Annotated in this window: 11 protein-coding genes; 4 read left to right on the top strand and 7 right to left on the bottom strand. The window is 59.3% G+C overall.

What is annotated here, in order from left to right:
• Positions 1-28 precede the first annotated feature (28 nt).
• Entirely contained in the window at positions 29-2500 is a 2472-nt protein-coding gene (gyrB, locus tag EPN59_RS15440; RefSeq protein ID WP_293043152.1) for a DNA topoisomerase (ATP-hydrolyzing) subunit B, read from the top strand.
• 238 nt (positions 2501-2738) lie between these two features.
• Here the strand turns inward: gyrB and EPN59_RS15435 are convergent, their stop codons facing one another.
• Genes EPN59_RS15435 through EPN59_RS15415 form a run of 5 tightly spaced genes read right to left on the bottom strand, consistent with a single transcriptional unit; the run spans position 2739 to position 8494 of the window.
• On the bottom strand, positions 2739-3296 hold the full coding sequence (locus EPN59_RS15435; protein ID WP_293043150.1) for a 3'-5' exonuclease: 558 nt from the start codon (positions 3294-3296) through the stop codon (positions 2739-2741).
• Complete coding sequence (locus EPN59_RS15430) at positions 3256-3834, bottom strand: Mov34/MPN/PAD-1 family protein (RefSeq protein WP_293043148.1); 579 nt, start codon at positions 3832-3834, stop codon at positions 3256-3258. The genes EPN59_RS15435 and EPN59_RS15430 overlap by 41 nt, the downstream gene beginning before the upstream one ends.
• On the bottom strand, positions 3831-5522 hold the full coding sequence (locus EPN59_RS15425) for a ThiF family adenylyltransferase (protein WP_293043146.1): 1692 nt from the start codon (positions 5520-5522) through the stop codon (positions 3831-3833). The genes EPN59_RS15430 and EPN59_RS15425 overlap by 4 nt, the downstream gene beginning before the upstream one ends.
• Before the next feature lie 11 nt (positions 5523-5533).
• A complete protein-coding gene (locus EPN59_RS15420; protein ID WP_109343395.1) occupies positions 5534-6880 on the bottom strand; it encodes a nucleotidyltransferase in 1347 nt (448 codons plus the stop codon).
• Positions 6881-6892: 12 nt separating this feature from the next.
• On the bottom strand, positions 6893-8494 hold the full coding sequence (locus tag EPN59_RS15415) for an SAVED domain-containing protein (protein WP_293043143.1): 1602 nt from the start codon (positions 8492-8494) through the stop codon (positions 6893-6895).
• Positions 8495-8520: 26 nt separating this feature from the next.
• On the opposite strand from EPN59_RS15415, the gene EPN59_RS19740 reads away from it, so the two are divergent.
• A complete protein-coding gene (locus tag EPN59_RS19740; protein ID WP_363928569.1) occupies positions 8521-8811 on the top strand; it encodes a DUF6527 family protein in 291 nt (96 codons plus the stop codon).
• 69 nt (positions 8812-8880) lie between these two features.
• On the opposite strand, the gene EPN59_RS15410 is transcribed toward EPN59_RS19740, so the two are convergent.
• Positions 8881-9201: a hypothetical protein gene (locus EPN59_RS15410; RefSeq protein WP_146211736.1), complete on the bottom strand. Its 321-nt coding sequence runs from the start codon at positions 9199-9201 to the stop codon at positions 8881-8883.
• Positions 9202-9623: 422 nt separating this feature from the next.
• Between EPN59_RS15410 and EPN59_RS15405 the strand changes: the two genes are divergently transcribed.
• Both EPN59_RS15405 and EPN59_RS15400 read left to right on the top strand, forming a co-directional pair.
• A complete protein-coding gene (locus tag EPN59_RS15405; RefSeq protein ID WP_293043139.1) occupies positions 9624-10553 on the top strand; it encodes a sce7726 family protein in 930 nt (309 codons plus the stop codon).
• A 26-nt stretch (positions 10554-10579) separates the two neighbouring features.
• A complete protein-coding gene (locus EPN59_RS15400) occupies positions 10580-11545 on the top strand; it encodes a sce7725 family protein (RefSeq protein WP_293043137.1) in 966 nt (321 codons plus the stop codon).
• Positions 11546-11943: 398 nt separating this feature from the next.
• Here the strand turns inward: EPN59_RS15400 and EPN59_RS15395 are convergent, their stop codons facing one another.
• Positions 11944-13341, bottom strand: coding sequence for a hypothetical protein (locus tag EPN59_RS15395; protein ID WP_293043135.1), 1398 nt, complete (start codon positions 13339-13341; stop codon positions 11944-11946).
• Positions 13342-13447: the final 106 nt, after the last annotated feature.

Here is a 13447-nt window from a genome sequence, read left to right as displayed (position 1 = left end):
GGCAGTACAGCAGAACCGGAAAAATTCCATGACTGATACGAACAACTCCCAACCCGACAACAGCTACGGCGCCTCGTCGATCCAGATCCTCGAGGGTCTGGAGGCCGTGCGCAAGCGGCCCGGGATGTATATCGGCGACACATCGGACGGCACCGGTCTGCATCACCTCGTCTTCGAAGTGCTCGACAACTCCATCGACGAAGCGCTCGCGGGCTATTGCAACGACATCCGCGTCGTGATTCACGCGGACAACTCGATCTCCATCAGCGACAACGGCCGCGGCGTCCCCACGGGCGTCAAGATGGACGACAAGCACGACCCGAAGCGCAGCGCAGCCGAAATCGTGATGACCGAACTGCACGCGGGCGGCAAGTTCGACCAGAACAGCTACAAGGTTTCGGGCGGGCTGCACGGCGTGGGCGTGTCGTGCGTGAACGCGCTCTCCAGCTGGCTGCGCCTCACGGTGCGCCGCGACGGCAAGAAGCGCTTCATGGAATTCCACCGCGGCGTCGCGCAGAACCGCATGATCGAAGACGTGGACGGCGTGCCGACCTCGCCGATGCAACTGATCGGCGACACCGAAAACCGCGGCACCGAAGTGCACTTCATGGCCGACGAAACGATCTTCGGCAGCGTCGAGTACCACTACGACATCCTCGCGAAGCGCATCCGCGAACTCTCGTTCCTGAACAACGGCGTGCGCATCCGTCTGACCGACCAGCGCACCGGCAAGGAAGACGACTTCGCGTTCGCGGGCGGCGTGAAGGGCTTTGTCGAGTACATCAACAAGCAAAAGACCGTGCTGCACCCGACCATTTTCTACGTGCAGGGCGAGAAAGACGGCGTGGGCGTGGAAGTAGCGATGCAGTGGAACGACAGCTACAACGAAAGCGTGCTGTGCTTCACGAACAACATTCCGCAGCGCGACGGCGGCACGCACCTCACGGGCTTGCGCGCCGCGATGACGCGCGTGATCAACAAGTACATCGCCGACAACGAAATCGCCCGGAAGGCCAAGGTCGAAACGTCCGGCGACGACATGCGCGAAGGCCTCTCGTGCGTGCTTTCCGTGAAGGTACCCGAGCCGAAGTTCAGCTCGCAGACGAAGGACAAGCTCGTTTCGTCGGAAGTGCGCGCGCCGGTTGAAGACGTCGTGGCGAAGGCGCTCGAAGAATTCCTGCTCGAAACGCCGAACGACGCGAAGATCATCTGCGGCAAGATCGTCGACGCTGCACGCGCGCGCGACGCCGCACGCAAGGCGCGCGAAATGACGCGACGCAAAGGCGTGCTGGACGGCGTGGGCCTGCCCGGCAAGCTCGCGGACTGCCAGGAAAAGGATCCGGCGAAGTCGGAAATCTATATCGTCGAGGGCGACTCGGCAGGCGGCTCGGCAAAGCAGGGCCGCGACCGCAAGTTCCAGGCGATTCTGCCGCTGCGCGGCAAGGTGCTCAACGTCGAGAAGGCGCGCTACGACAAGCTGCTGTCGTCGGAGCAGATCGTCACGCTGATTACGGCGCTCGGCTGCGGCATCGGCAAGGACGACTACAACCTCGAAAAGCTGCGCTACCACCGCATCATCATCATGACCGACGCGGACGTGGACGGCGCACACATCCGCACGCTGCTGCTCACGTTCTTCTATCGCCAGATGCCGGAGATGATCGAGCGCGGCTATGTGTACATCGCGCAGCCGCCGCTCTACAAGCTGAAGGCGGGCAAGGACGAGCGCTATCTCAAGGACGACGCGGACCTCAACGCGCACATGCTGCGGCTCGCGCTGCAAGGCTCGGAACTGCTGCCGAACGAAGGCGCGACGCCGATCGCAGGCGACGCGCTCGGCGAACTCGCGCGCTCGTATCAGCTTGCGCGTGGCGTGGTCGATCGGCTGAGCCGCCTTTACGACGAGCGCGCGCTCGAAGCGATCATGGACGGCGTTGCGATCGACCTGTCGAGCGAGGCCTCGACGCAAAGCTCGGCTACCGCACTCGAATCGGCACTGCGCGACGATGCGCAAAAGCCCGAGGTGAGCGTCGTCGCCATGTACGACCCGGTGCGCGAAGTGCGTTCGCTGCGCGTCGAGCGTCGTCATCACGGCAACGTGAAGGTGTCGGTGATCGACGAGGAGTTCCAGCTCACCGCCGATTATCAGCAGCTCGTGAATACGGCCAATACGTTCAAGGGCTTGATCGGCAAGGGCGCATTCATCCGTCGCGGCGAGCGCAACATGGCCGTGAGCGACTTCAAGAGCGCGATGAAGTGGCTGATTGCCGATGCCGAACGCAATGTCTCCAAGCAGCGTTACAAAGGTCTCGGCGAGATGAATCCCGGGCAGCTTTGGGAAACGACGATGGATCCGGCCGTGCGGCGCCTGTTGCGCGTGCAGATCGAAGACGCGATTGCGGCCGATGGCATCTTCACGACGCTCATGGGCGACGATGTCGAGCCGCGTAGGGCGTTTATCGAGAACAATGCGCTTCGGGCAGGGAATATTGATGTTTGAGGTGTAGTGTAGCGGGAGTCATAAAGCTGGATTTTGGGAGGCATCCATCTGGATTTTTATTGGTGGATGCCTCTCGATAGCTGAGGTTGATGGTTTCCCGCCGTACAATTCGTTAGGCAAGGACAACGGCCGCCCCCAATCTCCGCGCGGCCCATGTAGGTCAATATCGGCTGTCGTCAGCCCATGGAAAATGGCTGATAACACCGCACGGCGCCAATCACCGTCGCACGACGGCGAATCATTTACCGCGGTTCTGCCGGTATTCTCGGGTCAGACGGAACAGCTCAGCCTGGTAGACAGCGTCTTGAACAGCCGTGTGATTTCCCTTCTGCGTCGGATGCAGACAGCCTGTCATCGCACTCGAGCGCGTGTCTCGCCAGGAGCAGCCCATCACTCCCATGTAATAAGCCTTGATGTCGAGTGCCGTGAAACCGAACGGGTTCTCGCCGTTGAATCGGTGGAAGTAGTAATTGATGAAGGACCAATCGAATGGAGCGTTCAACCCGACGAACACCGGGACGTCTCCTTCGCTACAGGCAGCTTTGACCCAAGCATCGAATTCGGTCATGGCTTGGCGGGGTTCCGTTCCACACTGCTCGAGCTGCTGAAGCGAAAACCCGGTCACCGCCAGCGCTTCGGGGTCAGCGTTCCGATTCAACGGCTTCAAAGTGCGCTCGAAACTTGTCTCCGGTGTATCGACCAAGCACGCGCCGATGGACAGCATGCTGTACTCGCCGGGGATAGGGCCAGACGTTTCAACGTCGACCGATACAAAAATCTCGTTCCGGACTTCCATCGAAATCTCCGCCTTTATCGTATCGGATGGTTGTAACGGGCAAATCACTCGGCTGTCCGCGAAATTCGAACCAGCACTGCCAGCCACCACCTTTCTCCGCCGACCAGACCGTCATGGCCGGTGTTTCCCCATGATTCCCGACGATGACCATCAGGTATCGCTCGCGGTCATCGCCAAAGGCATCAAGGTAATCTTCCGTCGTCGCTCTATCACGCCCTGATGGGCTGGGCTGCGGCTCCGGATGTGTGTGCCACAAACCGACGGCATGTCGGCCGCGCTCGTACTCCGCGTTGCGCGCGCGCGTTGCGGATGCGACATCCGGATTGTACGCATGCCTGCCGCGCCGGTCCTTCGGGTGCGGGCCTGTGACGGCATCAACAAGAAGACTTGGGGAGTACGGCGTCGGCGAGTAGATTTCGCCTCCTGCTTCCGTCTGATTCCACCGGCGCTGAGCGTAGCTGTACATGTGTTGAAGCACGCTCTCGGGGAACAACACGTAGCGCGCTTTGTCTGGCGAAAAGAAGGTGCGGCAACTCATATGAACGGCCGCTCCTTCGTAATGCCGACATGTTCCGTAGCGTCCGCTGCCCAGTCTCGGTACGTCAAACCTTGCCACTGCCTATCCAGGAATTGCCGTCCTCGCACCCAGCTGAGAATTTTGGAGCTCTCCACTTCGCCGTCGATGAGCTGCAGAATATTTTCTGACACCAGTGCGACGGCGTACGCCGCATTGGCTGAAGTGTATGCCTGGAAGCGGCTACTGCATCCAGGAACCTGCCGGATAACCTCGCCAGGCCAATCGATGGCTTCGAGTAGCTTGAGCCGGTCCGTGCGGTTCGCATTCGGAAACCAGAGCGTACTTGGCGTCAGCAAGCAGACGTGCGCCGCGGCGACAAACGGCTCCATCCAGCCGACAACGAGGGGGCACGCCTCTTGGCGGCGGGCTTCGTTCAGATACCACTGCACCGTGGGCTCACCGGTCAGGTCGACAGCCAAATCATAGTCACCGAGCGAGTTTCCCTGAAGCCACTTCTGCGCCGTTCCCGCAAAAGGAGTAACGACGCAGGACGGGTGACCTTTGTTTACAACGTCGGCGACCGCTGTGACTTTGCGATGGCCCACGTGCTGGAGACCGAGCAGATGGCGGCCGATATTCGCGGGTTCCATGATGTCGTAATCGACGAGCGTGATGTGGCCGACCCCCGCCTTTGCAAGCTGCTCGACGACAGGGCTGCCGAGGGCTCCCGCACCGAACACGACAATGCGCGTGGCCTGTCGAGGATGCACCTGCGGAAACTGGTCCCGTCCGACCGTCCAATCGGGGTCAACTCGCTCGACGAGCATCGGCTGGATGCCTTGCCGTGACCGAGCACGGAGTCCGCGGTATGGACGTGCGGCCGGACGGACCGTTGGTGGGCCGCCGGGCAGCGCAAACGCGAAGGCGCTGTCATGAGCGCGAAACAGGGCTATCCGGTGTTCTCGCTCCCGTTGCCGGCGTATGCTTTGGTCGTGAAAACGATTGAAGTCCGCTGCCTTCAGCCTTGCTTTCAAGATGCGCCGCAACGCCTCAACGTTTCGTGGCCACGTCGCCGGCACGAAGGGATGGGAGATGGGAATATCGGCGATGAGAACGCGGCGTTGCGGCGACGCGTTTCGACCAAGCGTCTTGATAAGCCGCTGCACAAACGGATTGTCGTCCGTTCCTGCCAAGATGAGCCCCACTCCCTGCAGCAGCAAGCCTTCCCGAATCTGCGCCCTTCGCGGGACGGAGTCGACAGTCCAGACCTCGCGAGCTGCGTCATCCTTTGTCGCAAGACGGGCGACATAAATTTGCCAATAGTTCTGCGATTCTTTCGCGAAGTCGTCGGCGAGTCCTCCGTTTGCCCATGGAACGAGGAACTGCTCCTGGAAACTGATAAGGAGGCTTTGCACTCGCTCGAGCGGGTTCAGCCCCCGCCCGGGACCAGGCTCACCGTCGATGCAAAGGAATCCGCCTTCTTCGACGTGCGGCACCTGAAGCACGGCATCCGAAGAAAGGCGGATGCGTGCGATAGCGTGGTCAGGAAACCCTTTAGGGAAGACGATTTCGGCGGTCGAAATTGGCCCCCATGCCGGAACGTTCGACAGCGCGAGCCTGTACGCGGTAGAGCCGTCATTGCCTCGAGTCGGAGGTCCAAGAAGAACCTCGGCGAGCTCATCACGAATAGACGCGAGGTCGACGCTCATGCAATACGCCGTTATGCCAAGCCCGGAGTGCTGGGCGCAGGCTTCGGCGGACGCGGAACCGAGATGTACGGCGCGGAGCCGCCCGAACCACCGGAGCCGGTCGGACCACTGCTCGCATGGCAGCCGAAGACTTCACGGGTTTCGGCTTCAATCTCCTTTGGGTCGGTCAGAGCGGCGATTCTCTCTAGGTCTGCGCGCAGAAGCCCACACCACACATCGAACGTCTGAGCGCGCTCGCCGTCGTCCTTATTCCAGCGCTCCGCAAAATTTTCGCCAACCACCGTTGGATTGGCCAACTGATAGCCGGTACCCGGATAGTCAATAATCATCTCGGGCAAGAGGTCTGCAATCGCGACGAGTGCATCCACCGGATGCGAAAAGGGTTGCAGCACCCCTTCATCAATCAGGTCTGCGAGGCCGTCGTAGCAGATAGTGACCAAGGTGACGAGAATGATGGAAATGGGTTGAAAATCTTTGGCGATTTCTTGCCTGTAAACGCGCATGTCTCGATGCCGCTTGAAGAGACGAATGGCCACCCGAAGGGTTTCTTCGACCTCAACGCTTTGCGGCGATACAGGTTGAATGTTTGCCCTTATAGACTTCGTGAACTCTTCCAGCACCAGGTTGGCGACGATGTTCCGTGCGGAGACGCGTTCGACCCAGTTTCGAATCCCCACCGGATTCGAAGTCTTCCACTTCTTGTCCGGGGTATCGACGACTGCCAGAGCAGTGCTCGCGAACTCCGGCATGGCAGGCTTGAGATGCGACGCTTCCCGCTGCGACGCAGGAATAGTCGCCAGAGGCACGGAAGGCGTGCATTCAATATAGAAGGGCTCGCCGTTGTACTTGATTTGCCAGCAGCGATTCTTGGCTACGACCTCCAGCCCATCCAATGCTGTGCCGACTGCCGCGAAGAAGGTCATAGGGTCTTGCGCCTGAACCTTCGTGATGTCGATTTCGCAGATGGCATCAATATCGAATTTTGTGCGGTCCGGCATGCGAATCAACGTTTTGGTACTTGCGGAGCCTTGCGGATGGATGCTGATGGCTTCTATCGGCCAATCGAGTTTTGCCACAAGACGTCGGGCAATATCATCGTAAGCGGCGGAAGCAGCTTCGATTTCCTCCGGCCGCACCGTGATGTGGTCGTTCACGATGCTCAGTGCATGCGCAAACGGTTCGCGCTGGCGAATGATTTTCGCGGGCAGGTCTGAGCGTTGGACGCTGCCGTACACGCTGTCCGCGTAAGTATGCGAAAAACTGTCCATGGCGATACCCATGGATTTCGTCAGCGCCGCGACACCACCGCGGCGCCTGATGGCTTGGTCAACGAGCTGAGCATTTTTGGTCAAGGCCACGCGAGGTCTCCTTCAGCGAATCGTTATAGGGGTTTGGTCAGACCCAGCAGGCGGAACGACGCTGTGGCCATTGATGGTGAAAGCTTCTCTGAACGGCTGTTCCCAGTTCGCGCGGTCGTACAGGGTGTATGCGGCGTGATGCCCGGCCTGCAGGAGCTGCCCAATGCTGAACGTAGCACTTGCCGGAGCGATGACGATAAGGTGCACACGTCGAGCGTGCATCTTGTCCTGGATGTCGTTGATGACCCTTCGAGCAACACTCATGACCTGGTCCAGGTCCTCTTTTCGCTGGAGGCACTCACCGTCCGGCGCGTCAGTCGTGAGTCGAATTCGGCGAAGAGCGCCGCTGGCGATGGCCGTGGCGAGGTTCGCCGGAATGGCGCTCTCGTCGAGATGTGCAGTCAGTTCGACCGTGAGCAGCATCTCATCGACCGGCGAGTCCGTATGGCCGATAACCTTGAAGGTACCGGCCGGCTGTACATCGGCGTCTTTGTTCCATAACCACGATTTGCGCCGGCGCGAAGGCTGAAACACCCGGACCCGGCGCGCTTCCCCAACGATGCGACCTGCGAGCACGAGCGTCGCCGAGTGATGCAGCGGAAAGACTGCCAGTTCGTCGGGCGAGGCCGCAGTGGGTCGACTGAGCGATTGCACCATCAGCCCGATTTGCAGCTGCATTTCCCGCAGGTAGTTTTCCCAGAAACCAGGAGCCGTACGGTCGTCACGGCTCTGATAGACCAGATGCCGTTTCACTTCCGGGTGCATGGAGAGCTCCTCAGAGAGCAGTGCCTCCATGAACTCGCTGTCAGGGAAGTGCGTGGGCGTCGCGCCGATGTCGCCGAAAATGGTCACCACTTGGGCTACGCGATGCCGCATTGCAGCGCGATAGCTCCGGACCTTCTCGGTGTGATGCCGCCGCATGTCGCGCAATCGTTGAGCGTCAAAGCGGTCGGGCGCGAAGCTGTCAATCAGCCGGTGATGCGCGTCGCACATCAACATGATGTTTTCAGCTACGTTGGACAGCCTGTGAGAGTCCTGGTCGGTTCCTCGCGGGCCGCAAGGGTCGGATGCGACGATGTGTGCAAGATAGGCGATGCGTGCCCCCTTGTTGTACAACGGAACGACGCTCAAATCGTGTCCGCAACCCTGGAACATGCAGCAGCCACCCGCATCAGCCCAGACCTGATTCGCAGTGTCCGGTGTGATTGCCTCCCCGCGCCCTTCAACGCGTCCCAGGTGCACCTTGCGCTGCTCGACGAACTCATCGATGTCTCGCTCCGACATCTCGTGAGGAAGCCAAGCTGCATTCACGGTCGCCGCCTCAGCGATTTCGGCCGGCGCAACCTCGACTGCGAGCAGGCGCCGCTGCCTTGCCAGCGCCTTGAAAACACTCTTCGACTTGCCTTCCGGGTCCGCCGACTGCAGAACACCGCGGGTGCTAGGCCTCTCGTATACCTTGCAGGTAGTTCCGGCGTGGACGAGAACGACCTCTTTCCTATCGGTCTTTTGTTGCCTCAGCCATGCGGCGAGAGCGGTGTCATCGAGTCCAGCTAGCGCAGCTGGGCTCGAGCCGGAATCGGATGACGCGGGAAGTGCGGTCGCAGCAGCAGTCATAGGCAAGGAGTCGTGGTCGCAAGCGAATGCTATATATGCACGTTCAAGACCTATTCAAGGCATCAACGAACGAATATTACGAAGTTATTTTCGACGGCAGGAACCGCGCCATTTCGCGGAATTTTCAACCAGCAAACTGCAAACGTTTGCCTAATGAAAAGCGAAAACTGATTCCCATGATGGATGACCAGCGTTCGAAGCGGACTCTCACGCACCGGAGAAAGCGCTTTCCCAATCTTCCTTCGTCCGTCGACCGTACATTTGATTGTCGGTCCCATTTTTGGTTGAAGGCCGGCTCGATTCATTGGTGCAAGTAACAAGCAACGCCACCGGTGCGCGCCGTCAGCCTCACCTTGGTCAGCCGCATTACGCTCTGCGCGCTTGGTTTATTGTTTCGCAATTGCCGGATAAGCCAGGCTTAGATACGTCGTTTTCGAGTGTCGAAAATCTTGTCGTAATTCCAGCCGTGTATCCTTCAGGTAGAGCTTCCAAGCGTTCGCCGCGATAGTCGTCGCGAAGCTCTTCGCGCCGCGGCGCATTGCAACGTAACTTCCGATGTAGCCCTTCGCAGCCCGAGGCGACATTTCAGGATAGGAATCGCGCAATGCTCGTTCGGCCTGCGGCAATTGCAGGCCTCCAGCGACAACCGCCCGAGCCAATTCAAGCGCAAGCTGAAATGCAGATGATGGAACAAGGTATCGAGGCATGTCCTGATTCTCGAAAGACAGCGACGTTGTGCATTGCGATGCACGAATCCAGCGGAGGCGCACGTTGGCGTCGCCGGCATAGAAGAGAGAGATTCAGCACGGTGACAAGGGCATGGGCGAATGACCGAAGGGCATTCTGTTCAAACGTACGCCACACCGCGCTGAAATTATGACGGCATGAACCGTCGTTTGGGTCGGTTCGTTGGCCATGAGCGACTTTTTCATCGCGGGACTGGCGCAGAGGTGTAGCTTTGTTCGAGCGACCGGTGCAGGGTCGAAGCGCGGGGGAAGAGTCTCGCGGTCGGGGCAACCCGGAAGGAAGCTGGCACTGATTTCTGCGACCTGGCAATGAAAACGGCGCCGGGCTTACAATGGCGACCGACTTATACGGCAGGTACCCCGCTGACCACAATCCAGACCAAATGGCTGCTTTGCAATCCGTCGCTCCACTCGCGAAATCACGCGCACCGCGCCGAACCTTGAGTTCGGCGGAGCGGTTGCGGCTGCTCGCGCGGATGTTCACGCGGCCGGTATTTGCAGATATTGCGCGGTCTGGAAACTGGGAGGTAGCGCTCGGGTTCCTGGCGGAGCATGGACTGTTGACGGCCGCCAAGGGCCAGCCGTTGGCATCATTATTTGAGTCTGCGTGGCTCGAGATTCGACGCGCGTACCGCAACGAGTTCGTCTACAAGACGGAAATTGCCGGCCGGATAGTCTTTGGAAGGCACAGTCCGAACACTGCGTCGCTGCATGTGGAGCTTCCCGTCGGGCGCTCAATCGTCGACGTTGCGGTCTTCAACGGCACGTCGACGGCCTACGAAATCAAAACTGAATTCGATACACCGCGACGCCTCACTACACAGACATCGGACTATCTGGCTGCGTTTGACCGCGTTTGTTTGGTGACTCATCCCCGCTGCGCGGAAAGCTACGCTGAAATCGTTGACCCGCGCGTTGGTGTCCTTGTCCTGACCGACCGGGGCTCCCTGCGACAGATTCGCGAGCCTTTGACCAACCGTAATAACGTATCACCCCAAACCATATTCAGCTGCCTTCAGAAAGCCGAATATATCGATGCTGTTTCGCTGAAAACCGGCGCGCCAGTAGTGAAACCATCCGGGATTATTCAAGCCTATTGCGGTGAGATTTTCAGGGAGTTTACGCCCTTGGAGGCGCATGCTATCTTCGTCCACGCACTAAGAAAAAGGAAAGCCGACGGGGAAACCGTGCGCTTTGTGACCGCGCTGCCGGAGAGCTTGCGCGTACTTGGCTACGCCACTCCGTTGTCAGGGCGCCAGAGAGAAACCGCACTCTCTGCGTTGAGAGAGAACGTCGACTTCCAGCTCGCCTGAGGCGCTCTCTCCGCCTGCATGGCGGAATGCGAGAGGGCCAAACTTTGTACTTTCCTTATCTCTACGCTCGGCAGTCGGAGACGTTGGCATTACGTTCGTTGCGTGGTAACTACCCGCTTCGAGACACCGTTATTCCAATACTTGAGCCGGTCAATCGCGCGCATGCGCCCCTGCAGCGACTGCTGAATGATTTCGGGGAGGCTGGTGACAATCTGATTGTCGTTACGAGCCCCTACCAGCACGAGTTCCATGGCCGCGGCCTCGACGGCTGGATTGAGCCTATCAAAGCTGCTATCGACGCGCACGATTCGCTTATTCCTGGCCTGCTGTGCTCGCAAGCGACGACCGCGGAGCAAATCAGAGATTTCCTCGCGCAATATCGCGACCGCGACGTTGCACTGTTGTACTTGAATGCCCGGCTGTCGGACGCGCAGGTGCAACGGCTGGCCGAAAGGGCGAACATTCGATTCCATATCAACCTGCACGAGCGGATGAGCGCGGCGCATCGAGCGATGCTTCCTCGTGAAAAGGTTGTGGACGTACGCGACGACTTCCAACGCAAAGCGCGCAATGCCGACTACGTCGGCATCGAATTCTTCACCGACCGACACCTGAACTATCAGCAAGGAGCAGTCGGATTCGGCGATTACACAATCCTCGGGGCAACGTTTGAAGCGGGTGGCGGGCCTGCCGCCGCAGTGGCGATACACGGCACGTTCAAGGAGCGAGGTGGAGACGTGTGGGTTGAACACTTCGTTTCCGACGACGTTGAACTCAACGTTGGCACAGTCGGCGAAAAATTCCTTCAGGCCGCGGGGAAACTTGTCGCGCGCGCTCGGCAGTTTCCGCGAAAGTTCGGCAACGACCAAGCGTTGCAGGATTACGCTGACGACGTCGCGGCACAGCACTACCCTGGATTGGGGAAGAGCAAAGAACGGCAGATTTATCACCATGTCGCTCTGATGCATCAATTGCTCACGGGCCGGCTCTAAGCGACGCGAGCCCCCATGCCATTGATGGTCGCGCTGCGGAACCGAAGCGGCGCGGCCGCTGTGGTCATGCCGCGCCCGCGCGTGGTATCCCGACTTATCCGTGCGGACCGGCGTCGGAACAAGCTATTGAAACAAGGAACGTCGCAGCTTCTTAGCCACCGAGACTTCATGGGTGGCACGGACAGCTCGGCGCCGCGCTTGAACACGCGTTAGTGATGGCGAGCTGAGGACGATGGTTTCGGAGCAAGTTCTTGCCCCACAGTTCCATCACGCAAATCATGACGAATGCGTCGCGTGGCGATGTCAGGAGAACAGCTCAAGGTCTCTACGACGCACTCACCAGCGTGCTGCCACCGTGAGGAGCCGCGCGGTATTCGGATGAGCGCCTCGATGTCCGCTCACGCCGAGGTCTGATTAGCCTCGATGTCAGATGGGGATGACACGCTCGGAGCGAGGTCTGCAAAGATTGCTGCGGTCCTAGAAATCTGTCGCTTCGAGACCGGATTGATGACCTCGTCGGAAGCCGCAAGCGGATGTCGTAGAAAGTGTTGTGTGATGACTTTGCGCAGGTCTGGTAAATCCCTCACGGTGTCTTCAATCTCGGGAGCGAGGAGCACCTTGATTGCGTACCGCTTGCGGTCTACGCTGGCCTGCATCGCTTTAATCTTCGCATCCGCCTCTGGTGACAGCTCCCCGGTGAGCCATAGCTCGAAAGTCAATGCGAGGTTCCTGAATTCCGGATTATCAAGCGTTTGGCTTCGAACGGTTGGGATGCGCTTGTTCAGCCACGCCTCGACGTCGGAATCCGGAAGCAAACGCCCCGGCAGCAGGCCCTTGCACTCGATAAACCGAATCTGTTGGCCAGGCACGACTACTCTAATGTCGACTTCTGCAACGTCCTTTCCATCCTGTCGGTAAATCTTGTTCATGGTGATGTTGGCGCCGGCAACCGTCCTTCTCATCACATCTGCGATTACAAATTCGAAGAGCGCTCCGCGAAGAGTCCCAGCTGCGCCTTCAATTTTTCCGAGCTTCTCGAACAACTGGGTGAACTTCTCAGGGTCGACCGCTTGCGTAGCTGCCTGCGTCAGTGTCGCGCTAAGCTCCATCAAGGCCCGCGCGACGTCGGTGCCGAAGAGGGATTCGGTTGTTGCCGGTACGACGCCCTCACGCCGGATTGCATCCAGCGCCTGAAGGGTGTAGCGATGCGCGACGAAGAACTGCATCGTTCGAACCCCGCGCACCTGCCGCAGCGACCTGCATTTGTAGATGAATGGCGAGAGGTCGTTAAGGTCAACCTCGTCTTTAAGCAACACATCGAGTACGATGAATCCGGGCTTGGGGCGGCCGGATTTGTTCCAGGTGGCCAACGCGCTTATATAGGAGGGCGCCGTCATATCCCACTCGAACACCGAAACGATAGGCCGTGCTGCAGCCAGACCACCTCGAAGTTTGAAGCTATTGAAGCTCCCGAGCCCAAGCTTTGCCGCCCATTCCTGAACCGACTGAAGAAGGACAGTCTCCGCTATCAGCCGTGCCCTGATGGGGGGCAGCAGTGCATCGAGATATGAGGCGTTCTTAGCGAAGGCGAAACATTGCCCCAACCCGGGCACCTCGATAGTCTCAAAGAGGCCGATGTCGACGAGGTTCTGCCAGACACGTTCGAACGGGATTTGACGCGGACCACCCGAGATGCCGGCGGCCGAAGCGAGATGGACCATCGGCATCAGCCCGCCGCGCGCTTTAAGCGCTCGTATGACTCGGGAATATGCGCCATTGCCTTTGTTGATTTGCACGGAATCCTGACCCACCCTACGCAGTAATTTGCATCGAATATTGACCCACGTAGAACACTGACCTGCTCGGCAACGGGCAGGGGAACGGAGTGATCGACGTGGCTAT

The sequence above is a fragment of the Paraburkholderia sp. genome (genome assembly GCF_004298475.1).
GTDB lineage: Bacteria > Pseudomonadota > Gammaproteobacteria > Burkholderiales > Burkholderiaceae > Paraburkholderia > Paraburkholderia denitrificans.
The sequence above is the reverse complement of the archived record's forward strand: the minus strand, read 5'-3'. Positions and strand labels throughout refer to the sequence as shown.